General features: G+C 34.4%; 29 protein-coding genes and 1 other RNA gene. 20 read left to right on the forward strand and 10 right to left on the reverse strand.

Features of this window, described 5'->3' with window-relative positions; translation table 11 throughout:
• The first annotated feature begins 97 nt into the window (after positions 1–97).
• The 12 genes from FAF07_RS16675 (at position 98) to FAF07_RS16735 (ending at position 9,350) form a co-directional block, all read left to right on the forward strand.
• The gene (locus tag FAF07_RS16675; RefSeq protein WP_142786184.1) at positions 98–430 is read left to right on the forward strand and encodes an ArsR/SmtB family transcription factor; all 333 of its coding nucleotides are present in this window, start codon (positions 98–100) and stop codon (positions 428–430) included.
• A 48-nt stretch (positions 431–478) separates the two neighbouring features.
• Complete coding sequence (locus FAF07_RS16680; protein WP_142786185.1) at positions 479–967, forward strand: DUF6428 family protein; 489 nt, start codon at positions 479–481, stop codon at positions 965–967.
• Positions 968–984: 17 nt separating this feature from the next.
• Positions 985–1,617 carry an arsenate-mycothiol transferase ArsC gene (locus tag FAF07_RS16685; protein ID WP_142786186.1) on the forward strand — a complete coding sequence of 211 codons (633 nt, stop codon included), beginning with the start codon at positions 985–987 and terminating at the stop codon, positions 1,615–1,617.
• A gap of 2 nt (positions 1,618–1,619) precedes the next feature.
• Positions 1,620–2,654 (forward strand): ACR3 family arsenite efflux transporter, encoded by a 1,035-nt coding sequence (gene arsB / locus FAF07_RS16690; protein WP_142786187.1) that lies wholly within the window; start codon positions 1,620–1,622, stop codon positions 2,652–2,654.
• A 714-nt stretch (positions 2,655–3,368) separates the two neighbouring features.
• Positions 3,369–3,503, forward strand: coding sequence for a hypothetical protein (locus FAF07_RS19160; RefSeq protein WP_449384926.1), 135 nt, complete (start codon positions 3,369–3,371; stop codon positions 3,501–3,503).
• An 81-nt stretch (positions 3,504–3,584) separates the two neighbouring features.
• Positions 3,585–4,445, forward strand: a complete 861-nt coding sequence (locus FAF07_RS16705) for a mechanosensitive ion channel family protein (RefSeq protein ID WP_142786188.1) — start codon at positions 3,585–3,587, stop codon at positions 4,443–4,445.
• 226 nt (positions 4,446–4,671) lie between these two features.
• The gene (gene gcvT / locus FAF07_RS16710; RefSeq protein WP_142786189.1) at positions 4,672–5,754 is read left to right on the forward strand and encodes a glycine cleavage system aminomethyltransferase GcvT; all 1,083 of its coding nucleotides are present in this window, start codon (positions 4,672–4,674) and stop codon (positions 5,752–5,754) included.
• Between the two features lie 2 nt (positions 5,755–5,756).
• Positions 5,757–6,671 carry a glutaminase gene (locus FAF07_RS16715; RefSeq protein ID WP_142786190.1) on the forward strand — a complete coding sequence of 305 codons (915 nt, stop codon included), beginning with the start codon at positions 5,757–5,759 and terminating at the stop codon, positions 6,669–6,671.
• A 24-nt stretch (positions 6,672–6,695) separates the two neighbouring features.
• The gene (locus tag FAF07_RS16720; protein ID WP_142786191.1) at positions 6,696–7,529 is read left to right on the forward strand and encodes a sugar nucleotide-binding protein; all 834 of its coding nucleotides are present in this window, start codon (positions 6,696–6,698) and stop codon (positions 7,527–7,529) included.
• 73 nt (positions 7,530–7,602) lie between these two features.
• Entirely contained in the window at positions 7,603–7,896 is a 294-nt protein-coding gene (locus FAF07_RS16725; RefSeq protein ID WP_142786192.1) for a 4a-hydroxytetrahydrobiopterin dehydratase, read from the forward strand.
• Between the two features lie 136 nt (positions 7,897–8,032).
• The gene (locus FAF07_RS16730) at positions 8,033–8,749 is read left to right on the forward strand and encodes a YebC/PmpR family DNA-binding transcriptional regulator (RefSeq protein ID WP_142786193.1); all 717 of its coding nucleotides are present in this window, start codon (positions 8,033–8,035) and stop codon (positions 8,747–8,749) included.
• Between the two features lie 97 nt (positions 8,750–8,846).
• Positions 8,847–9,350, forward strand: coding sequence for a hypothetical protein (locus tag FAF07_RS16735; protein WP_142786194.1), 504 nt, complete (start codon positions 8,847–8,849; stop codon positions 9,348–9,350).
• Positions 9,351–9,416: 66 nt separating this feature from the next.
• Here FAF07_RS16735 and FAF07_RS16740 read toward each other — a convergent pair whose 3' ends face one another.
• From FAF07_RS16740 to FAF07_RS16775, 8 genes are all read right to left on the reverse strand, one after another.
• Positions 9,417–10,148, reverse strand: coding sequence for an NYN domain-containing protein (locus FAF07_RS16740; RefSeq protein WP_142786195.1), 732 nt, complete (start codon positions 10,146–10,148; stop codon positions 9,417–9,419).
• A 196-nt stretch (positions 10,149–10,344) separates the two neighbouring features.
• Complete coding sequence (locus FAF07_RS16745) at positions 10,345–10,893, reverse strand: 1-acyl-sn-glycerol-3-phosphate acyltransferase (RefSeq protein WP_142786196.1); 549 nt, start codon at positions 10,891–10,893, stop codon at positions 10,345–10,347.
• A 1-nt stretch (position 10,894) separates the two neighbouring features.
• The gene (locus tag FAF07_RS16750) at positions 10,895–11,977 is read right to left on the reverse strand and encodes an iron-containing alcohol dehydrogenase family protein (RefSeq protein WP_142786197.1); all 1,083 of its coding nucleotides are present in this window, start codon (positions 11,975–11,977) and stop codon (positions 10,895–10,897) included.
• Between the two features lie 36 nt (positions 11,978–12,013).
• Entirely contained in the window at positions 12,014–12,631 is a 618-nt protein-coding gene (locus FAF07_RS16755) for a CatA-like O-acetyltransferase (RefSeq protein WP_142786198.1), read from the reverse strand.
• A 1-nt stretch (position 12,632) separates the two neighbouring features.
• Complete coding sequence (locus FAF07_RS16760; protein ID WP_142786199.1) at positions 12,633–13,337, reverse strand: HAD family hydrolase; 705 nt, start codon at positions 13,335–13,337, stop codon at positions 12,633–12,635.
• Entirely contained in the window at positions 13,328–14,056 is a 729-nt protein-coding gene (gene kdsB, locus FAF07_RS16765) for a 3-deoxy-manno-octulosonate cytidylyltransferase (RefSeq protein WP_142786200.1), read from the reverse strand. Before kdsB ends, FAF07_RS16760 begins: the two co-directional genes overlap by 10 nt.
• 40 nt (positions 14,057–14,096) lie before the next feature.
• Complete coding sequence (locus FAF07_RS16770) at positions 14,097–14,672, reverse strand: DUF4126 domain-containing protein (RefSeq protein ID WP_142786201.1); 576 nt, start codon at positions 14,670–14,672, stop codon at positions 14,097–14,099.
• Positions 14,673–14,806: 134 nt separating this feature from the next.
• Positions 14,807–16,231: an ATP-dependent DNA helicase gene (locus FAF07_RS16775; protein ID WP_142786202.1), complete on the reverse strand. Its 1,425-nt coding sequence runs from the start codon at positions 16,229–16,231 to the stop codon at positions 14,807–14,809.
• Positions 16,232–16,362: 131 nt separating this feature from the next.
• Between FAF07_RS16775 and FAF07_RS16780 the strand changes: the two genes are divergently transcribed.
• From FAF07_RS16780 to FAF07_RS16800, 5 genes are all read left to right on the forward strand, one after another.
• Entirely contained in the window at positions 16,363–17,106 is a 744-nt protein-coding gene (locus tag FAF07_RS16780; RefSeq protein WP_142786203.1) for a hypothetical protein, read from the forward strand.
• Entirely contained in the window at positions 17,090–17,914 is an 825-nt protein-coding gene (locus tag FAF07_RS16785) for a DUF3822 family protein (protein WP_142786204.1), read from the forward strand. The genes FAF07_RS16780 and FAF07_RS16785 overlap by 17 nt, the downstream gene beginning before the upstream one ends.
• Complete coding sequence (locus FAF07_RS16790; RefSeq protein ID WP_142786205.1) at positions 17,914–18,450, forward strand: RsmD family RNA methyltransferase; 537 nt, start codon at positions 17,914–17,916, stop codon at positions 18,448–18,450. The genes FAF07_RS16785 and FAF07_RS16790 overlap by 1 nt, the downstream gene beginning before the upstream one ends.
• 167 nt (positions 18,451–18,617) lie before the next feature.
• Positions 18,618–19,133, forward strand: coding sequence for a nuclear transport factor 2 family protein (locus tag FAF07_RS16795; RefSeq protein ID WP_142786206.1), 516 nt, complete (start codon positions 18,618–18,620; stop codon positions 19,131–19,133).
• 30 nt (positions 19,134–19,163) lie between these two features.
• Positions 19,164–19,910 carry a hypothetical protein gene (locus tag FAF07_RS16800; protein WP_142786207.1) on the forward strand — a complete coding sequence of 249 codons (747 nt, stop codon included), beginning with the start codon at positions 19,164–19,166 and terminating at the stop codon, positions 19,908–19,910.
• 57 nt (positions 19,911–19,967) lie between these two features.
• Here the strand turns inward: FAF07_RS16800 and rnpB are convergent.
• Positions 19,968–20,274, reverse strand: an RNA gene (gene rnpB, locus FAF07_RS16805) — RNase P RNA component class A.
• 100 nt (positions 20,275–20,374) lie between these two features.
• Here rnpB and FAF07_RS16810 point away from each other — a divergent pair.
• Genes FAF07_RS16810 through miaE form a run of 3 tightly spaced genes read left to right on the forward strand, consistent with a single transcriptional unit; the run spans position 20,375 to position 23,300 of the window.
• Complete coding sequence (locus tag FAF07_RS16810; RefSeq protein WP_142786208.1) at positions 20,375–22,132, forward strand: DNA polymerase III subunit gamma/tau; 1,758 nt, start codon at positions 20,375–20,377, stop codon at positions 22,130–22,132.
• A 10-nt stretch (positions 22,133–22,142) separates the two neighbouring features.
• On the forward strand, positions 22,143–22,715 hold the full coding sequence (locus FAF07_RS16815; protein WP_142786209.1) for a DUF4738 domain-containing protein: 573 nt from the start codon (positions 22,143–22,145) through the stop codon (positions 22,713–22,715).
• Positions 22,716–22,718: 3 nt separating this feature from the next.
• On the forward strand, positions 22,719–23,300 hold the full coding sequence (gene miaE, locus FAF07_RS16820; RefSeq protein WP_142786210.1) for a tRNA-(ms[2]io[6]A)-hydroxylase: 582 nt from the start codon (positions 22,719–22,721) through the stop codon (positions 23,298–23,300).
• On the opposite strand, the gene FAF07_RS16825 is transcribed toward miaE, so the two are convergent.
• Positions 23,297–23,824: a porin family protein gene (locus FAF07_RS16825; protein ID WP_142786211.1), complete on the reverse strand. Its 528-nt coding sequence runs from the start codon at positions 23,822–23,824 to the stop codon at positions 23,297–23,299. The genes miaE and FAF07_RS16825 overlap by 4 nt on opposite strands.
• Positions 23,825–23,833 lie beyond the last annotated feature (9 nt).

Genomic DNA, 23,833 nt, shown 5'->3' on the forward strand with positions numbered 1-23,833 from the left:
ACATTTTTTTTTTCCAACATAAAACGCAAACACTCGAAAATAATTTTGAGTATCTAAATATTAATCGTAATATTGCAATGAATAAATAAAGAACAAAATGGGATTAGCAAAAACCGAAATGTTTACCGACCAACAAAATAAAATTGCGCTTTTTGCAAAAGTTTTTGGGCATCCTGCGAGAGTTTCAATTTTGCAACACTTGTTTAAGATAGACTCTTGTGTTTGCGGAGATTTGGTCAACGAAATTGGATTGGCCCAACCTACGATTTCGCAACATTTAAAAGAACTAAAACATCTAGGTCTAATCAAGGGAAATGTTGAAGGAACGAGTGTTTGCTACTGCATACACAAAGAAAATTGGACTGCAATGAAAACCGTTATGTATGATTTTCTTAATCAAGACCTAACCCAAAAGCAAGATTGCTGTTAAAAAATTTTGAATTCATTAATCGTATAATCGCAATAAACAAATGTAACTATGAAATTATCAGAAGTAAAATTAGTCTTAGAAGAATTGGAAACCATAGGCATTCAATTACCAAATGGAGAATTAGTGCCTAACCACTTTCACGTTACAGAAATTGGCAAAATCACAAAACATTTTATTGATTGTGGTGGAACTGTAAGAAATGAAGAAGTGGTAAACTTCCAACTTTGGAACGCTAATGACTATGACCACAGGTTACATCCAGAAAAGCTTTTGAATATCATCCAACTTTCTGAAAAGGTTTTGAAAATAGAAGATTTAGAAATCGAAGTAGAATATCAAGCAGAAACGATTGGAAAATTCGGACTTGATTTTGACGGAAAAAATTTCTTGTTGACCTCTAAACAAACCGATTGTTTGGCAAAAGATACATGTGGAATCCCGGTAGAAAAAAAAAAAAAAAAAAAAACAAAAACAAAGGTAAAACTATCTGATTTGAATGATGAACCTTATTGTTCACCAGATGGAAATTGTTGCTAAAATAAAACTTCAAGAAAATGATAATAACACAATCAACCCTATTTTCAGAGATAGATAAATTAATTAAAGAATTAAATCCTCAAACTATTTCAGATGAACGAAAAGCTGTTTTACAACCGCTAACTGATTTTATGCAGTCAAAAGTTTCAAATGGTCAAGACATTCGAATCAACTTTATCTGTACCCACAACTCACGTAGAAGTCATTTGTCTCAAGTTTGGGCACAAACTATGGCTAACTATTTTAATGTTAAAAATGTGTTTTGTTATTCAGGTGGGACAGAAAGTACGTCACTTTTCCCAATGGTTGCAGAAACTTTGCAAAATTCAGGTTTTGAAGTCAAAACGATTTCAGAAGGAAACAACCCTATTTACAGTATTAAATATGCTAAAAACGAGCATCCTATTATCGGATTTTCAAAAAAATTAGATGATGACTTTAACCCAAAATCTGAATTTGCAGCGATTATGACCTGTGATTCAGCAAATGAAGCCTGTCCATTTGTTCCAGGTGCAGAAAAACGTATTCCAATAACATTTGAAGATCCAAAATTATTTGACAGCACACCACAACAAGCTGAAAAATATAAGGAAAGAAGTCTTCAAATTGCAACTGAATTATTCTACGTTTTCTCTCAAATCAATTCATAAAAATGGGAACAAAAAAATTAAGTTTTCTTGACAGAAACCTAACCTTATGGATTTTTGTCGCCATGGCAATTGGAGTAGGCCTTGGGTATTTTATCCCAACGTTTCCAAATATCATAAACTCTTTTAATAGTGGAACAACTAATATTCCGATTGCTATTGGTTTAATATTAATGATGTATCCGCCTTTGGCAAAAGTAAATTACGCTTTGTTGCCAAAAGTTTTCCGCAACACAAAAATCCTTTCCATTTCATTAATTCTCAATTGGATAATTGGTCCTATTTTAATGTTTGTATTGGCAATTACATTTTTGCGTGATTATCCAGAATATATGGTCGGACTTATTTTAATTGGTCTGGCACGTTGTATTGCTATGGTTTTGGTATGGAACGACCTTGCAGAAGGAAGTAGCGAATATGGTGCAGGTTTAGTGGCGCTAAACAGTATTTTTCAAGTTTTTGCGTACAGTTTTTATGCGTGGATTTTTATAACAGTGCTGCCACCCTATTTTGGGTTTGAAGGTGCTATTGTAGATATTTCAATCAGAACGATTTCGGAAAGTGTCGCTATTTATTTAGGCATTCCTTTCGTAATGGGAATATTGAGCAGACTCATTTTAGTGAAACTAAAAGGAGAGGAATGGTACACACAGAAATTCATTCCAACAATTTCCCCTATGACCTTAATAGCACTTTTATTTACAATCGTGGTTATGTTCTCGCTAAAGGGAGAGTTAATCGTTGAAATCCCGATGGATGTTCTGATTATTGCAGTTCCTTTGCTTATCTATTTTACATTAATGTTTATTATCGGATTTTTCTTTACCAAAGCAACAGGAGCAGAATACGATAAGACAGCTTCAGTTGCCTTTACAGCAGCAGGAAATAATTTTGAATTGGCGATTGCCGTTGCTATTGCTGTTTTCGGTCTCAATTCAGGGCAAGCATTTGCAGGAGTCATTGGACCATTGGTGGAAGTGCCTGCATTGATTTTATTGGTTCGGGTTTCTTTTTGGTTAAGGAAAAAATATTATTCGTGAAAAATAACGGAAAATAAAAACTATCAAAATATTAGGGACAGGATGTCCAAAATCCAATAATGTGATCACGCGCTATTTACAAACGCAACTGTATCATACAAAGCCATCTGTACAGACCATATATAATATAGAAAACGTTTGGGCTTTGGTACCGCTTTATTCATTGTATAGTTTTATGAAAAAGCATTTTTATTTTGTCAGAAAAATTTGCTAATTTCGTGTAATTGCTGATATAAAACATTAAAACGATTTCATATTTTAAAGGCATTGTGCCACATGCAAAAACTCTCAAATTCAAAATATTTTCATAGCTTTATAAAAAATTGAAATAGAATGGAAACTATCCGCATTAATATATTCAACCCAAAAGCTAAAAAACTTTTAAAGGGTTTGGCTGACTTAAACTTGATTAAAATCTGTGATAAAAAAAAGAAACCGGACTTCTCATCGCTTTTAAAAAAATAAGGTCAAAATCCAAGACGAAATTTCATTTGAAGAAATAACTAAAGAAGTAGAGGAAGTAAGAAAATCACGAGATGGAAAATAAGAAGGTATTCCTGGACACAAACCTGTGGATTAGCTTTCTGATTTCCAAAAAATTCAATCAAATTGATGAACTTATTGAAACCCAAGAGATCACCTTAGTTTTTTCCAATACTACTCGCCTACAGCTTAAATGTTTTAGGCAAAACCTCCAATAAAGATTTATCATTTATTCTACTTAATCTTGTTGGAGCTGCTATGGCGTGTTTAGCATCTATTCTTTTAAACTATTGGCCTTTTATTATTTTGGAAGCGGTTTGGGCTTTGGTTTCTTTGTATTCATTATTTAGTTATAAGAAAAAATAGCTAACTTCGTCTGCCATCGGATAGAAAAACACCAAAAAATTGATATTCGAAAAGTACATTAGGCGTCGTTAAAAAGACAATATGGAAATATTTAAGGACTTTTTGGAAATTGAAATTATTAGTTTTGGTGAAACCAAATTACGGGTTTATACATTAGCGACTGTTTTGTTAATTATTCTGATTACTAAGCTAATATTATGGTTAATTAAGAAAACACTTTTTAGTAAACGTAAGTTTAGAAATCTTGATAAAGGTAGTGTTTATGCACTATTCCAAATCATTAGATATATAATTTGGATTGTCGCAGTAGCGCTAATTTTAGAAACTATTGGTGTTAAAGTTACTGTTTTAATAGCGGGTTCTGCTGCTTTGCTTGTTGGAATAGGGTTAGGATTACAACAAACATTTAATGATGTAATATCAGGAATAATTTTACTTTCAGAACAATCTATAAAAATTGATGATGTTTTGGACATTGATGGTGATATTGTTAAGATTCAGACTATTGGATTACGAACATCTAAGGCATTAAATACAGATGATGTTTCTATCATAATTCCAAATTCATTAATTACAACAAATAAAGTTATTAATTGGAGCCATCAAACTAGCAAGACACGCTTCAGAATTGATGTTGGTGTTGCTTATGGGAGTGATGTAGATTTAGTTATAAAAATTTTGGAAGAAAGTGCATTCAAACATCATGATGTTTATGACCGTGAATCGACTGAGGCACGATTAGTGAATTTCGGGAATTCATCATTAGATTTTCAAGTGTTATTTTTTAGTCAAAATATATTCCGAATAAGTAAAGTGAAAAGTGATATACGTAGAAATATTAGTCAGAAATTTTCTGAAAATGACATTGCTATACCTTTTCCTCAGATGGATTTACATTTAAAATCAAATCATACTAAAGATTTGAAGAAGGATGAACTATAATTTTAAAGCATAAAGCTAATATATCTACTTTTTACGAACTAGGAAAACCTTACGGCTTCTCTCAAAGTTCATTCTTTCTTACTAAACACGAAAGAACATCAAGCTAATCTTTAAAAAGCTCACACTTCAGCCACAAAATTTAATAAACCTTTTTCATCATTCAGCGAAAGCGATAATATAAATTTTCAATACATTTGCTTCATACAAATTTCAAAGCAAATTGTAAATGAAAAATACCACCTTAACTGAAACCCATAAAGCCCTCGGCGCTAAACTAGTGCCCTTTGCCGGCTACAATATGCCTGTTCAATATGAAGGGGTGAATATAGAACACGAAACCGTAAGGAATGCTGTAGGCGTTTTTGATGTATCGCACATGGGCGAGTTTTTAATTGAGGGCGTACAGGCGCTTGAATTGATCCAAAAAGTATCAAGTAACGATGCTTCAAAACTAACTGTTGGAAGAGCGCAATACAGTTGTTTACCAAACGATGATGGCGGCATTGTGGACGACTTAATCATTTACAAAATAAAAGAAAACCAATATTTATTGGTGGTGAATGCCAGTAATATTGAAAAAGATTGGAACTGGATCGCATCTAAAAATGATGTTGGTGCTACGATGCGTAATTTAAGCGAAGATTACTCCTTATTGGCCATTCAAGGTCCGAAAGCTATTGATGCGATGCAGACCTTGACCAGTCATGATTTATCAGAAATTAAATTCTACCATTTTGTTGTGGATGATTTTGCAGATGTTGAACATGTTATTATTTCGGCAACTGGTTATACTGGTAGTGGTGGCTTTGAAATTTATTGTAAAAACTCTGAGGTAAAACAAATTTGGGACAAGGTGTTTGAAGCTGGTGCCCAGTATGGCATCAAACCCATTGGTTTGGCGGCACGCGATACCTTGCGTTTAGAAATGGGTTATTGCCTTTACGGGAATGATATTGACGATACCACCTCGCCTATTGAAGCAGGTTTGGGATGGATTACAAAATTCACCAAAGACTTTACAAATTCTGAAGCCTTAAAAAAAGAAAAGGAACATGGTCCAGAACGTAAGCTCATTGCTTTTGAATTGGATGATCGCGGTATTCCACGCCATGGTTATGATATTGTGGATGGCAACGGAAATAAAATTGGGATAGTGACCTCCGGTACCATGTCGCCATCACTTGGCAAAGGGATTGGTTTAGGCTATGTACCTACTATATTATCTGAGGTTGGAAGTAACATACATATTCAGATCCGCAAAAATGCCATTCCTGCCACGGTAGTGAAATTACCATTTTATAAGGGATAAGAATGCCTGATTTCCAAGCCATATTAGACCAGATCCACAAAACCTTAACTACGATGCCAGATAAAGGTACAGTAGCATCTTATATTCCAGAACTGGCTGATGTGAATGCTAACCATTTCGGGATGCATTTACGGCTCCATGATGGCACAGAATATGGTGTTGGGGATTATAACCAACTGTTTTCCATACAAAGTGTATCAAAAGTATTGGCGCTTTCTAAAGCCATGTCTTTGGTTGGTGAATCTATTTGGGAACGCATGGATGTGGAACCCAGTGGAAACCCATTCAATCATTTATCCTTATTAGAAATTGAAAATGGCATTCCTAGAAATCCTTTGATAAATTCTGGAGCGATTGTTATTGCAGATATTTTACTGTCTCATTTAAAAAATCCAAAAGATGATTTTTTAGATTTTATTAGAGATCTTGCGGGCGATGATACCATTCAGTTTAACAAATCTGTAGCCCATTCAGAGAAAATAACGGGTTTTAAAAATTATGCCATTGCGAACCTTTTAAAGTCTTTCGGTAATTTAAAGAATCCCGTAGAAGATGTTTTGGATTTTTACTTCCACCAATGTTCTATTGAAATGACTTGTAGTCAATTAACCAAGGTGTTTTTCTTTTTGGCCAATAAGGGCAATTGTTTAATGAATAAAGCACGACTTACTAAAACGCAAGCGAAACGCATCAATGCCATCATGCTTACTTGTGGCTTTTACGATGAAGCGGGAGAATTTGCTTTCGAGGTTGGATTACCAGGTAAAAGTGGTGTAGGTGGTGGCATAATTGCTCTTTTGCCAGATCATTTTGCGATTACCACATGGTCTCCGGGACTTAATAAAAAAGGAAATTCGCAATTGGGCATGCTCGCCTTAGAACAATTCACGACCCAAACCAAACTATCCATCTTTTAACCGTCAGAAGTTTAAGACCTCTCTATGATTAAACGTGAAGACAAACATACTATTTTAATACTGGGAGCTAGTGGTTTTTTGGGTGGTGCCTTATATAAAGAGCTCTGTCCCTATTTTAGAACTTTTGGAACATATAGAACTTTAAGTCAAACATTCGAAAAAAACAAGCATTTCTTTCAGTATGATATGGAAGAGGATGATGTCTATGAGATTTTAGAAATCGTTAAGCCAACAGTGGTGATTTCGGCGCTTCGAGGAGATTTTTCGGCGCAATTGGTCGCACATCAACATATTGCAGAGTACATTTTTACAAAAAAAATAAAACTTCTATTTCTATCTTCAGCCAATGTTTTTGATGCCTATAGTAAATATCCAAGCTATGAGCATGATAAAACCTATAGCAATAGCATCTATGGGCATTTCAAAATAAAAATTGAAAACATGCTTCTGCGCTTGCCTAAAAAACAAGTTGCTGTTCTAAGGTTGCCTATGGTATTTGGCAATCAATCGCCACGTATCAATGAGATGCTTCAAAGTGCTTTAGAGGAAACACCTATTGAGATCTTTCCAAACTTAGTCATGAATGTGACCACAGATAAAAAAGTCACCCAACAAATACATTATATTATAAATAGAAATAAATCGGGAATTTTTCATTTGGGAAGTAGTGATCTGGTACACCATGATGATTTTATAAAGGAAATTACAGAATCGTTGTATATTCAAAACGCTATATTTAAACGCGTATATACGACGAATGACGAACGCTATTTAGCGGTATTGCCAAAATATAACTTACTACCTAAAAACCTACAATTAGTCAGTCAAGATATATTAACAGAATTAAAAATAAGTTGATTTTAAGCTTTGAAAGTATTACATTGTATACAGAACCCGTTCAATCAAATTTAATTATAAAAACACATCTATTATGAGTAAACTTAGTGAAGAGGACATAGAAAAAAAATTACTTCGTTTTCCAGATTGGGAATATTTTGATAATGCCATTCATGCCGAATTTGAATTTGAAAATTTCAAAGACTGTTTTAGTGCGATGAGCAGAATTGCCTTCGAATGTGAAGCATTAAACCATCACCCAGACTGGTCTAATACCTATAATATATTAACGATTGCATTATCTACACATGATGCCAAAGGTGTTACAGATAAAGATTTTAAATTGGCAGAAGCCATTGAAATGATTGTAGAGCCTGAGGAAGACTAAACTAGTACGCAGTTTACAATAGCAGTTTTCAGTATTTTAATTAAACACAAAACGATTAATAATCTTAAGTGCTTTACTTTTTGCTTATTTTTTTATTTTTGTGATTTCAATAAAACAACAAACAACATAACAAACTATGGGAAGAGCTTTCGAATTTAGAAAAGCACGTAAAATGAAACGTTGGTCTGCCATGAGCAAAGCTTTTACACGTATTGGTAAAGATATTGTTATGGCAGTAAAAGAAGGCGGCCCAGACCCTGACAGCAATTCTAGATTAAGAGCCGTGATACAAAACGCCAAAGCTGTAAACATGCCGAAGGATAATGTTGAGCGCGCCATTAAAAAGGCAAGTGAAAAAGGACAGGGCGATTATAAAGAGGTTATTTTTGAAGGTTATGCACCACATGGTATTGCTATTCTTGTTGAAACCGCTACAGATAATAACACGAGAACGGTAGCTAACGTACGTAGTTATTTTAATAAATGCGATGGCAGTTTAGGTACTTCGGGTTCTGTAGTATTCATGTTCGACCATACCTGTAATTTTAGAATTAATAGCGACGGATTGGATCCGGAAGCGTTGGAATTGGAGTTTATTGATTATGGTGCAGAAGAAGTATTTGCAGATGACGATGGCATTTTAATTTATGCACCCTTTGAAAGTTTTGGTGCTATTCAAGCAGAATTAGAATCTAGAGAAATTGAAATTCTATCTTCGGGTTTTGAACGTATTCCACAGGTCACCAAACAACTGACTCCAGAACAAGCAGAAGATGTTGAAAAGCTTTTAGAAAAATTGGAAGAAGACGATGATGTACAAAACGTTTATCATACCATGAAAGAAAATTCTTGATGATCATTTTTATTTGTGTGCTTAATCGATGTTTTTTGTTGTTTTATCTTTATTTAGTTACATTCGCCCCATTATAAATTAAAAAATAACCTACATTATGAAAAATTTTTTTTTAACATTATTTGTAACAGCTAGTGTATTATCCTGTAGCAAAGATGATGATGGAGCGTCTGCTATGACTTCCAACCAAGTAAGTCTTGGAGATTCAATGATTACTTTTTCAAATGAAAATGCTGTAGTTCTTGATTATGGTCAAGACGGCACTCACTACAACCGCGATTTTGAAATTGATGGAACCATCAACGGAAAAGAAGTTGAATTAGATATAGAATTGTATGCTTTAGGTGAAGCCTTTTCAACTGGAGTATTCCAAGTAGATAATACTGAAACTGCCTCTTACCTTTATGCTGAAATGGATATAATAACTCCAGCTATAGGAGGGAATGCTGAAACAACAGAATATTACAATTCTACAAGCGGTACAATTACTGTCACTAAAATTAAAGGAAATACGTATACATTTGTTATAGATTTGGTATTTGAAGGTGGTGAGGCATTTATTGGCACTCTTCAAATTACCTTTACTGAAGGCACAATATAATTGAAGTTTACTAAATACATTGTTTTATATAAAAACCCAGAACTCTAATAATTTTGGGTTTTTATATTATTTATTCTTTACATAAATTAATTTAAACCGCCCATTTACTTGGTCTCGTTGTTCCATGTGAAATTGAGGTAGCGATTTAAATAATGGGGTTAATTTTGCAAAGCCAAAGTTTCTAGAATCAAAGTTGGGTTGCTTTTTTAATATAAGCGAGCCAACATCTCCCAAAAATGCCCAACCATCTTCATCGGCAGCATCGTCAACAGAATTTTTTAGTAAAGTGATGACTTTTGGTGTAATATTATATAAATTCTTCTTTTCGGTTTTTTTACCGTTGTCCTCAGGCTTTTCATTATACTTATTAAGAATCTCCAAATAAATAAATTTGTCACAAGCCACAATAAACGGGTTTGGGGTTTTCTTCTCTCCTATACCGTAAACTGTTTTTCCAGCTTCACGTAAACGGGTTGCCAATTTCGTGAAATCACTATCTGATGACGCTAAGCAAAAGGCATCGACTTGATTGGAATACAAAACGTCCATCGCATCAATAATCATAGCAGAATCCGTGGCATTTTTACCTGTGGTATAACTGTATTGCTGTATTGGAGTAATCGCATTTTCGAGTAGAATTTTTTTCCATTTTGATAAATGCGGCTTTGTCCAATCGCCATAAATACGCTTGATAGTAGGCGTACCATATTTTGTGATTTCTTCCATCATTTCTGAAATATATTTTGATGGTATGTTGTCGCCGTCTATAAGAATGGCTATTTTAATATCTTTAGTCATGTAGGCAAAGTTAATGAAATATAAATCATACTATAATCCAAAAACAGAAAAAGCTACATCTGTAGATGCAGCTTTTTTATAGATGTATTGGTGATGTTTCTTTTTAGGAACAATCAATTGTTTACTTTATGTTTCATGTCCCAATACCCTAATATTAATTCAATATATGTACCAAAGTCAGTTTTCTATAAAAAATTCATGAATATTCAGTCACTTTTCCTTTAATGCCTTTAAAGAAATTATGCATTATTTTAAAATCTTCTTCTTTGTTATCAGTTGGATAAAATGGTTTCGAAATTCTATTCTCTTTGTGCTCAAAATCAAAGGCAACCATTATAATAGGCACTTGCGCTTCTTTCGCTATATAATAGAACCCAGTGCGCCACTCCTCTACCCGCTTTCTCGTACCCTCTGGTGCCATGGCCATTCTAAATTCTTCTTTACTTTTAAATATTTCGACTATTGCTTCGACCTTGTTTTCGTTAGACTGTCTGTTAATTGGTGCACCGCCCATGGCTCTAAAAAACAATCCTAATGGAAAAACAAATAATTCTTTCTTACCAACAAAATTAATTTTAATGCCTATGACCGTGCGCAATAAAATACCTATATAGAAATCGTGCCAACTTGTATGAGGTACAGCAATAACTACCGCCTTTTTAATTGAATTTTTTGATGCGTCTACATTACCGGTAACCTTCCAGCCAAAAAGCTTAAAATAAATAAATTTGGCTAGCCATTGCATATTACATCTTCCGGTAAAGGGCTTTAAGTTTTTCTGGAGTCATTATGTCCTGCCAATGGGTTCCGAGTGCATTTTCCCAAAGTGGTTCTAAACTTAATGCAATGTTTATCATGGTATCAAATTGTTCATCATTTAAGTTAGCACATAACCCTTTTGGTAATTCAATGTCGTGCTTATGCATCATCTTCTTAAATAGACTAACGCCTTCAGGATAATACGCTTCTAAATGATTAAAAACGATACAGTTTCCAATCCCATGTTTGGTGCCTAATAAGTACGACAAACCATAACTCATAGCATGCGCAACACCTACTTGAGAATAGACAATGCTCATCCCGCCATGCCAAGATGCCATCATAAGCTTTTCTTGTGCCTCTGTCTTGCTTAATTTATCTTCTAAAAAAATTTCTTTGCAAAGTTGTAGCGCCATGTTGCCATAAGTCTCACTAAATGTATTTAAATAGGTGCCGTTTAAAGATTCAATACAATGAATATAGCAATCCATTCCCGTATAAAACCATTGTTGTTTAGGTACGTCTTTTGTGAGTTCAGAATCTAATATAACTTGATCAAATGGCGTAAAATCAGAATTGATACCAAGCTTTTTTTCTGGCCCAGTTAGTACGGTTGTTCTAGATACTTCAGATCCTGTCCCCGATATGGTTGGAATCCCGACATGATAAATAGCTTTATTTTTAACTAAATCCCAGCCTTGATAGTCTTTTGATTCACCTTTATTAGTCAGCATTATAGCTACGGCTTTAGCCAAATCTAGAAGGGTACCACCTCCTATGCCAATAATTCCAGAAGGTCGCTCTTTTGTTTCCAAAATAATGTCTTCTACAAGCGCATCTACCTGAGATGTTTTGGGTTCTTCTTTAGAGGATATATATATTATTTTGTCATCGTAAGACAATTTAATTCTTGAGGTTAACCAAGATTTATTCTTAAATACATCATCTATTAAATAAATGAAAGGAGCATGAATACTTAAGCGTTTTGGGGCTAAAATATCATTTAATTGATTAAAACTACCTCTACCAAAAATAACTCTTGGCACCATTGGAAAGTTCTTATAACTCATTTAATATATTTTCAATTACTAATGGCAAAAATACCATTATAGATTTAAATAGTGTTGAAATTTCTTAGAAAATAAACCGACGTGATAGCCATCAACCAAAGCATGGTTTACATTGATCGATACGTTCATGACCATACGATTATTTTCATGTGTTACTTGACTAAAAGCAACTTTTGGCACAGATTCAACCTCACCAGAAACAGGTTCTTTATGACCGGTGAAATTTAACCAAGGTAATGCAGAGCAATGAATACAGTCCAGCCCATTTTTTGTTGGATATAAATCTGTTGAATTTTGAATGCGTCTTTTTTCAGATTCTAAGTGGTTTATAAAGATCCTTAAGTCATTATCAAAATCAATAAATGAAAACCCAAAAGTATTATCGTCACGCATTAAGGTGGCAGATGCGTGGATAACATCGTAAATAACCACTTTGCCCTCTTCAATTCTGTATCTAAAATTTTCTATATCGTTTAGCGCTTTTAGACAGTCGTGCAAATACCTTCCAAAAAAACTGATGCCATTTTTCTTTGAAATTTTATAAGCATTGGTCACATCAAAAGGAATTGTTACTCCAAAATACGGATCTGACAAGGCTGAAAAATGGTGAAAATGGGCTTTTCTATTCCATGTATTTATATCTAATACTTTCAAATTAGTGAATTAAATTTAAAACTTCTTTAAGTGAACTCAGCGTTTTGTATGCCTTTCCGTTGGTTTCTTTTTCAGTAACCTGCTCGTGTGCCCAAGTGGTATGAAATGGAACATGAATGGCATGTGCTTTAATATTGATAAGTGGCAGAACATCTGATTTTAAGGAATTTCCAATCATTAAAAATTCTGAAGGTTTAATGTCTAAATGATTCAAAAGCCTTGAATAGTTTTTTTCCTTTTTATCACTTAGCACTTCTATATGATGAAAATAATCTGTTAATCCAGATTTTTCCAATTTACGTTCTTGATCCAATAAATCCCCTTTGGTCGCTAAAATAAGCCTGTATTTTTTTGACAAGGTGCTCAACACCGTTTCAACGCCATCGAGCAACTCTACGGGCTTATTAATCATATCTTTACCAATATCCAATATCGCTTGAATGGTTTTGATGCTCACATTATTATTAGAGATTTCCATGGCACTTTCTACCATTGATAACATAAAGGCTTTAACACCATAGCCATAAATGCCTAGATTTTGCATTTCCATTTTAAATAGTTCCTGATCTATTTTATTAATGGTTTCATACTCTGATAATAATTTTCCAAAGGCAATTTCCGCATCGCGAAAATAAGTTTCGTTCACCCATAGGGTATCGTCAGCATCAAAACCAATTACTTTTATTTGACTGTAATCTATTTCCATAATTTTTTGGCACGTTCTAAATCTTCTGGCGTATCAATTTCTACACCTTGGACATCTGTTTCAACCATTTTAATGCGTTTGCCATATTCTAAATAGCGAATGCATTCAATTTTTTCAGAAGCTTCTAATGGCAACATCGGTAAATTATAAAAATCTAAAATGGCTTCTTTTCTAAAGGCATAAACACCTTTATGTTTGTAATATTTAACATCGGCCTCTACTTCTCTTGGAAATGGTATCGGACTTCTAGAAAAATACAAGGCAAAATTTGATTGATCGACTATAACCTTTACGGTATTGGGGTTGTTAATTTCATCGGTATCTGTAATATGAACCATCAATGACGCCAAATCAATTTGTTTTTCATTATCCTCTTTAAAAACCTCAATGAGTTTAGATAACGAGATTTTATCGGTGAACGGCTCATCACCCTGAACATTAATGACAATATCAATATCCATCTTCTCTACCGCCTCCGCAATTCTGTCGCTACCACAATCATGATCCTTTTTACTCATAATGGCTTTACCACCATGATTTACAATCTCGTCATATATAATGGTACTATCTGTAACGACAAATACGTCATCAAACAGTTGCGTATTCACAGTCGCTTCATAGGTTCTTAAAATCACCGTTTTACCGCCTAAATCTTGCATCAGCTTTCCAGGGAAACGGGACGCGCTATAACGCGCAGGAATCATTGAAATTATTTTCATTTCATATACTTCTTAGAGTATTTCAAAAATAGTATAAATATCAGATGTTTTCAGGTGTATTGGAATTAAACTTTCTATAAACCCTATAAATTATAACAAAGAGGATAACTACTAAAATGACAGCAATTACGGGCAGGAAAATTGAAACGACTGACATGACGACTGCGGTGCCTGTTTCAACCGTGGACACTATCGGGTTACCCAATCCACCTGTGGTCGCCGTTGATGCTAATCGCGTTGTGCTTGCTGAACCTGCAATTGCCGCCGCTGTACCACCTCCTGCTATAATAGCCAACGACCATGTGATTACTGGGCTCAAATCGGCTACCGTTGAAAGCATTACTGCTGTACCTGCTAAAGCGGCAAGTGGTACCGAAATGGTATCCAGCAAATTATCTATATAAGGAATAAAATAGGCAAAAACCTCAATAAGCATAGCCACGCCTAATGTGATAAGTGCAGTCGTACCACCAATCCACTCCCAAGATTCATTAAGTTCCCATACGTTAAAATAGGACGCTAAACTGAGTGCAAATAAGGGTAAAAAAACCCTAAACCCAACAGACGCAGACAATCCAATTCCGAGGCAAATACTAATAATGGTTTCAAATGTCATAATAGCCCTCCCTTAAATCCCCGAAGGGACTTTTTGTTTTTAGTTAATATTACACTTTTTATAATAAAAGTGAAATGTTTAAGAATTCAACGAAACTGACCGCAAACCGCCACTGCATACTGCGCCTTTTTTCTTTATTCTTCAAAAAAATCGTCATTAAAGCCAATAAGATACAACTTTTCTTTGGCTCTGGTAACTGCGGTATAGAGCCATCGTAAATAGTCTTTATCTATACCATTTGGCAAATACGGTTGTTCGACAAAAACAGTATCCCATTGCCCACCTTGTGATTTATGACAGGTCATGGCATAAGAAAACTTTACTTGTAAGGCATTAAAATGCTTATTACTTTTCACTTTTAAAAATTTACGATAATTGCTCGTTTCATTTTCGTAGTCTTTCATGACTTCTTGATACAATCTATTGGATTCCTCATATGGTAATGAAGGGGTTTCGGCATCAATGGTATCTAATAACAGTACCGTTTCAAAGGTGCTCATTTTTGGGTAGTCTACCATCCGTACTTTAACTTCCGCAAAGCGAAAACCGTAAATTTCTTGAATGCTAAAAATTTCAAGCACTTCAATAATATCGCCATTGGCAATAAAACCAGCTTCGGTTGTAGGCTTTATCCAAAAGTAATTGTTCTTCACCACCATTAAATAATCGCCAGCACAGAGTTCATTCTCATTAAATAAAATTCTATTTCGTATTTGCTGATTATAAAGGTTAGCTCTTTTATTGCTTCTCACAATAATGGCCGTTTCCTCATTACCTAAACTACTGTATGCATCATTAATGGCATCCATAATGTCATGACCATCAATAAGTCTAACGATATCTTTAAAATCGTTTAAATCAAATTTAAAAGCATCGTGCATCCCATTGGATAAGGCCTCGCGCAAGACCGTTGCATTGGCAAGGATGCCAGAATCCTGCTCCTGTCTTACAACTTCGTCAAGTTCCATTTTAGTCACCTCTTTATTATAGTTGATGCTGAGGGTGTGTGCATCCAAGGCGGGACTTAAATCTAACTTTACTGGTGGCAGCTGTGCAGTGTCACCAATGAGTAACAGTTTACACTGATGACCAGAATACACGTATTTCATTAAATCATCTAACAAAGACCCATTATCAAAAAATTTTGATTCACTGGGAGTATCCGGAATCATGGAAGCCTCATCCACTATAAAAATGGTATTTTTATGTTTATTGGGCTGTAAAACGAATTTTACACCACCACCCTTTTCTTTTTTAGGGAAATATATTTTTTTATGGATTGTGAAGGCCTCTTTTCCAGAATAATTAGAAATCACTTTTGCTGCTCTTCCTGTTGGTGCCATTAAAACAGCACTTTTTTTAGCTTTCCAAAGGTTCGTTACCACAGTACCCACAATGGTTGTTTTTCCTGTTCCAGCATAGCCTTTTAAAAGGTACAGATCATTTGGGGATTTACTGAAAATAAACGCTGCTAATTGCTGAAGCACAATGTTTTGCTTTAGGGTTGGCTGAAAGGGAAAACCACTTTTAATAAGCGAATAAAATTCTGATGACGTCATGGATTATTTTAGCAAATTAAAAAATAATTCAAAGATAGAAATGATTTTTACCTTCTTTGGTTTTTACGATTAAAAAAAAATTGTAGATTTGCGAAAGACCATTATTAACTATTTTAATCAAATAAAGTACTATGTTAACAATAATTCTTATTGCAATTGCCGGAATTTTAGTTACAATTGGCTTAGTAAAGTTAGTTGACAAATTCATTCCTTCAAAATTCAAACCTGTATTAATTATACTGCTTTGGGTGATTATTGGTGTATTAGGGTACCAAACATTTATGTCTATTTATGAGCCTATACAGTTTAATAAAATTAAAGAAAAACGATATACTCTCGTTATAGACAATTTAAGAGATATAAGGGACGCTCAATTAGCACATAGGCAAGTCACCGGTAAGTTTTCAGGAGATTTTAATAGCTTAGTAAAGTTTATTGACACGGCTGATTTTGTTATTACACAGCGTCGTGACTCTAGTGTTATTGATGAAGAGCTAACAAGACGTTACGGTGGTGTTGAAACCACAAAGGATATTGTTATTATAGACACTCTAAATTTCGTTTCTATAAAAGATTCATTATTTAAAGGGTCTGATCGCTATAAAACCATGATGAATGTTCCCGTTGGCGAAGCGGGTGCTAAATTTCAGCTGAAGGCTGGCATGTTAGAGCAAAACGACATGAAGATACCAGTTTTTGAGGCTTTTGTTAAGAAAGAAGTCGTTTTATTCGATCAAAATAAAAACCTGATTGATCAAGAAAACCAAGTTATATCTTCAGTAGTTGGTGTTCAAGGTGATGCTATACGAGTTGGCACTATGGATGATGTTGATACTAGTGGAAACTGGGCAAAATTTTATGATACCAAAGAATAATATTTCAAACAACATAAAAAATAAAGTACTGTCCATTCAAATAAGTTTGAGTGGACTTTCTTTTTGTATCCTGCAGAAAGACACCCAAACTATTTCTGTTTTAAGAGAGATTTTATTTGATAAGGGAAGTAATCCGTTAGAAGTATTAGATTATTTAAAACAGCTTTTTGAAACCGACGCAGACTTAGATAGTGACTTTTCCGATATTCATATTATTCATGATAACGCACTTTCTGCCTTGGTGCCCAAACCGCTTTTTAATGAGGATTGTTTAGCTGATTATTTAAAATTTAATTCCAAAATCCTAAAATCAGACTTCATTACTTATGATGAAATATCGGCGCACGACAGCGTTAATGTTTATATTCCTTATGTAAATATTAATAATTTTATTTTTGATAAGTTTGGTGCGTTCACTTATAAGCATATTTCTACCGTATTAATGGAGCAAATAATACGTCTCGAACAAAATCAGGATGATTCTGAAAAGATGTATGCTCATGTAGATAAAACGCATTTTGAGATTGTTGTTATAAAGCAATCCAAAATTCAACTTTATAACGCCTTTCAATACCATAGTAAAGAAGATTTTATTTATTATATGCTCTTCACGGCAGAACAATTAGAGTTAGACCCCGAAAGCCTAGAGTTAATTCTTATTGGCAAGGTCGAAAAGCATGATGCCCTATATAATATCGCTTACAAGTATATAAGACACATACGCTTTGGAAAGCGCAGTGACACATACAATTATCAAGAAGCACCAAATTCAAATCATTCTAACTTCACCTTATTACAAAATTTTTAATGCGAATAATTTCAGGTTTATATAAAAGTAGAAAAATAGTGGCTCCAAAAACCTTGCCAGTGCGTCCCACTACAGATATGGCCAAAGAGTCTCTTTTCAATATTTTAAATAATACCTTTTATTTTGACGATATCACCGTGTTAGACCTTTTCTCAGGAACGGGAAACATTAGTTACGAATTTGCATCACGAGGCACGACAGATATCATAGCGGTGGATCAAGATTTTGGTTGCATTAAGTTTATCAATAAAACTGCAGACGATTTTGATATGCCCATTCAAACCATTAAAAGTGATGTTTTTAAATTTTTAGAGAAATCATCTTTAAAGGCTAACGTCATATTTGCAGACCCACCTTACTCCTTTACTGTAGATCAATTTTCTAAAATTCCAGAATTCATTTTTAAAAATGGGATGTTATTAGATGGTGGGATATTAATTATCGAACATTCAAAACACACCAGTCTTTCCCATTTGGAACATTATAACATTTCAAAAAGTTACGGGGGAAATATGTTTAGTTTTTTTAAAAATTAATAAATCCATCTATATTTCTTTTAAATTCCTTTTTTTTATCTAAATTAGAGTCTTCCTAAGAGTCCCGTACTCTATACATATCTTGATCTTTTTAGAAAAATACATTTTTTTTCTTAAACATGACTATGGTTTAATTTAATTGCTAACCTTAAAACCATAAATTAAAGATGAAAAAATTCCTTTTATTAATAATTGTAACTGCGCTATTTTCAGCATGTAATGAGCAAGAGAAACGATATACTCAGGATTCTTCAGAAATTGATAGTATGAAGGCACTAATAAGTGATTATAATGCCATGAACTATGAATCCTTAGTTACGTATTATGCAGACACTTCGCAGACACGTTTTAACAATGCCAAAATGAAATCAACTGATATTCCAGCATATCATAAAGCCAATGATGCCAATTATTCCAGTAGAGGTTTTGAAGACAAAGATCAAGATTTTGAAATGGTTGTCACAGATAAAGGTCAAACATGGGTCAATTTTTGGGCTACCTGGAAAGGCACTTTAGCTGCAAACAATAAAGAAATAACCATTCCCGTTCATCTCACCGCTCAATTTATTAATGGAAAAATCGTAGAGGACTATGGCTATTGGGATCCTTCGGAAGTCATTTTGTCACTTCAAGAAATAGAAGCTGAAAAAATGAACATGGAAGCAGAAACAACTCAAGAATAATATTAATTAACCAACCTTAAATAATGAATTATGAAAACATTAAAAACTAGCGTATTAGTCATTTGCATTTTATGCTTATCATTTAATTTTGTGCAAGCCCAACAATCGTATTGGATACATCAAGACAATGTAAAACCATCCAAAATCAGGGAGTACGAAAAAATAGCCAAGGAGTTTAGAGAAGCCTGTAAAAAACACCAACCAGACACCCAATGGGTTACTGCTGTAACAAACGACATGACCTATTTATACATAACGCCAATGGAAAATTTCGCCGAAATGGATGAACGTCCGTTTAAAGATATGGCAGAATCTATGGGCGATGATTTTGGTAATATGTTTGAGCGCTTTGATACTTGCTATGATTCACATGGGGATTATGTGATTACCATGGACGAATCGCTTACGTATATGCCAGAGGGCATTTCGCAAACACAAGAAGGTATGAATTACAGAAAATGGTTCTTTTTGTATTTCTCTCCAGAAAAGGAAGATGAATTGAGAGAAGGTATGAAAGCGGTGAAAGAGTTGTATACATCCAAAGATTCAAAAGGCAGTTATCGTGTGTATAGAAGCGGCTTTGGAGCTATGGAGAGCTATTATGTAGTCGTTGTATCTGCTAAAGATGAAATAGACGCTGCAACTAAAGGAAAGAAAAATGACGAAACCTTAGGAGAAGAACGTTGGGATGTTTTTATGAAGGTGATGGGCAATATTACTAGAATGGAAGAAAAAACTGGTGAAATGCGGCCAGATTTGGCCTATATGCCAAATTAAGTAAACAATTAAAACCTTAAAAGCACAAAGTGCGACACAACATGTCGCACTTTTGTATTTTTAAGCAAATCTATAAGCCGGATTCTGTACTCAAAATGAGCCCTTATCATTTATCTGCGTGTATTGTTACCAATCCACTTTAGCTGTCTACCCTCCAGTATCGAGCGTGCCACCCTCAAGCACTGGTTTACATGACATTGCACCATATAGAGTTTACCTGGTTTCACTACAGCATGATCTGTACATACTTTCTGTTGCACTTTTCCTAGCCTCACGACTGGTGGTTATTAGCCACTATATTGCACTATGGTGTCCGGACTTTCCTCCATTCATTTTCATGAACAGCGATAAGGCGAATTGCTTGCTGCAAAAGTACGTAAATTGTTAATAACTCCTTTTAAATATCATGCACATATTCCCTAATTTTGAGTTGAATTTTTAACTTTGTTATTCAATAATCTTTAATGGAACATTTTGTAGTATCGGCTCGAAAATATAGACCTCAAACATTTAAGGATGTTGTGGGGCAGCAGGCTATTACAAATACCTTATTAAATGCTATTGAAAACAACCATTTGGCTCAAGCGCTCCTGTTTACAGGGCCTCGTGGTGTGGGTAAAACAACCTGTGCTCGTATTCTTGCTAAAATGATCAATAGCGATGGTACTGAAAGTGCCGACGAAGATTTTGCTTTTAATATTTTTGAACTGGATGCCGCTTCAAATAACTCGGTTGATGATATTCGAAGTTTAACCGATCAAGTCCGTATTCCCCCACAGGTTGGTAATTACAAAGTTTATATTATAGATGAGGTACATATGCTGTCTCAATCCGCCTTTAATGCCTTCTTAAAAACATTAGAGGAGCCACCTAAACATTGTATTTTTATTCTAGCAACTACTGAGAAACATAAAATTATTCCGACTATTTTATCGCGTTGTCAAATTTTCGACTTTAAGCGAATTACGGTCAAAGACGCCAAAGCGTATTTAAAATATATTGCAGGAGAACAAGGTGTAACTGCCGAAGATGATGCACTTCATATTATTGCACAAAAGGCAGATGGCGCTATGCGAGATGCACTATCCATTTTTGATCGTGTCGTCAGTTTTTCGGGTAAAAGCTTAACGCGTCAGGCGGTGACAGAAAACTTAAATGTGCTGGATTACGAAACGTATTTTTCGAGTACCGATTTAATTTTAGAGAATAAAATACCAGATTTACTCCTTCAGTTTAACAAAACGCTTTCAAAAGGATTTGATGGTCATCATTTTATTGCAGGTCTCGCCTCGCATTTCAGGGATTTACTGGTGTGTAAATCACCAGAGACCATTGAACTTTTAGAGGTTGGTGAACAAACCCAAGAAAAATATTTAGAACAGTCCATAAAAGCCTCACAGGAATTTCTGCTTCAAGGCATCCAACTGGCAAACGATTGTGATCTCAAATATAAAACCAGCAAAAACCAACGCTTACTTGTTGAGTTATGTTTAATGCAGCTTGCCTCTATCACTTTTGATGGAGAAAAAAAAAATAGCAAACATTACATAATTCCACCCTCCTATTTTAAAAATAAAGGCATTACGCCTATTCCTATCACACGGCCTAAATCATCAGTTCCTGAAACTGCCCTAAGGGAAGATAACGAACCTTTGGATTCTAGTTCTAACACCAATCTGCCAATAAAGGAAGAAGCCGTTAAAGAACATATTGCCTCATTGCAGGTTAAGGAACCACCAAAGATTGTATTAAAAAAGGATGTAAAACGTGCGTCTGGATTGTCTTTAAGCAGTATTAGAGCTAAAAAGGAACATCAAATCAGGCAAATGGATGTGGTCGTTGATGAAGAAAATCTACCCAAGGAGCCATTTGCAGAAGACGATTTAATTAAATATTGGAATCTTTTTATTGAAACTACCCAAAAGGAAGGCAAACATAATTTAGCGTCTATTCTGTCGATGGATGTACCAAAAGTTAAAGGGACTGCAGTGCATTTAGAGTTTCCAAATGCCACCAATAAAGTAGAATTAGAGCGTCAGCAATATGATTTATTAACGTTCTTAAGGAAGTCTCTTAATAATTTTGATATTCATTTATCAATAGCAATTAACGAAGAACTAGATAAGAAATACGTTTACACGGATATGGAAAAGTTTAAAAAACTTGAAGAAAAAAATCCAGCGCTTGAGACTTTAAGGAAAACTTTCGATTTAGACATATAACTATTTAATAATGAAAAATTTAATTATAATTATTTTTCTTATCTACACATTCAGTATCATGAATTGTGACGGCAGATATCGTAGTCAAAAAAGCCATCAACAGGTACTGGTTGATAATAAGTTATTTGATTCTTTTTCAAAACAAGTACAATATATTCCTGAAGGTTATTCTGAAATTGTTACAGATACCATCCTAAATAATGGCTATCAAATAAAAATGAATTATCACTCTATTGAAACGGACTATGTTTTAGAGGAAAATCAAACTTTAAATCAAATAGAGACCGCTCACCATTATAAAGATTTTGAGGCACACCTCATGGTTTTAAAAGACGACCATTTACTTATTAATACATTAATAGACAAATCTGATTTTAATAAATTCGAAAATCCATCTTTTTGGAAAAAGGCAATTATGCAGTTTTTATGGGTAGATTATGCACGCAGTGAAAATAACACGCTTTATTTAAACACTTCTTTTTGTACACCAGATAATCAAGTTTGCAAAGACTTCGTTATCAAAATAAACGAAATCGGCAACTTAGAAATAGATGCAATTAATTTAGATGAACATATACTTTAAATTATGCTAGGATTAATATTACCAACCGATCCCCGATGGGTAAACATCGTCGAAAAAAATATTGAAGAGATCTTAACAGATCATGCGTTTTGCGAGCAGAAGGCTGCAAGCACCGCAATATCTTTAATAGTGAGTTTTCCTGAATATAGTGACTTGGTCCAAGAAATGACCGCTTTGGTTAAGGAGGAAATCAGCCATTTTAAAATGGTACATGATAAAATTATTGAAAGGGGCTGGACACTTGGTCGCGATCGAAAAGATGACTATGTGTCCCAATTGGTTACATTTTTCCCTAAAGGCGGTAGCAGAACCACACAGTTGGTGCACCGCTTACTTTATGCGGCTTTAATTGAAGCGCGAAGCTGCGAACGTTTTAGACTGCTTTCTGAAGCATTGAAAGAAAAAGAACTCGCCGAATTTTATAATAAACTAATGATTAGTGAAGCCAATCATTACACCATGTTTTTAGGATTCGCTCGAAAATATGGCGATAAGAAAGAGGTGGATGCTAAATGGCAAGAACTTCTACAATACGAGGCCGAAATTATTTCTAAGTTAGGCAAAAGTGAGGCCATACACGGTTAGAATTTATAACCGATTCCTATTTGGATATTTGTATTTTTTGCATCAATACCTAGTTTATCATCAAAAATATTTGATAGACCATAGGTGTATCGTGCGTCTAAAAATAAAGAGTATGTGAGTTTATATTCTAAACCACCCACGGCAGAATATGCCATATTCCGAATCCCATCTTCATATTTATGGACTTTTAAACCAATTTGCGGACCAGCAGCCACATGAAATTTTTCGCTTAATCTGAATCTTAGTAGAATGGGTGCTTGTATATAATCTAAATGCAAGGCTTCGGCATTGGCACCTTCGGCTGAAAATTGTATTTCTGGCACTAAAGCCATAGTTTTTGTTAGACCAATATTCGTAAAAAAACCAATATAAAAACTATTTCTGTGTTTGTTTGCCATAATTGGCGTCGCGTCAAAGTCTAAATTTGAAATATTATACCCTGATCGAATACCATACTTCATGTCTTGTGAAAAACCGTGGTATGAGCAGGTCAACATTAAAAGAACAAGTAGAATCTTTTTCATAATTAAATA

The organism is Changchengzhania lutea (assembly GCF_006974145.1).
Taxonomy (GTDB): Bacteria; Bacteroidota; Bacteroidia; order Flavobacteriales; family Flavobacteriaceae; genus Changchengzhania; species Changchengzhania lutea.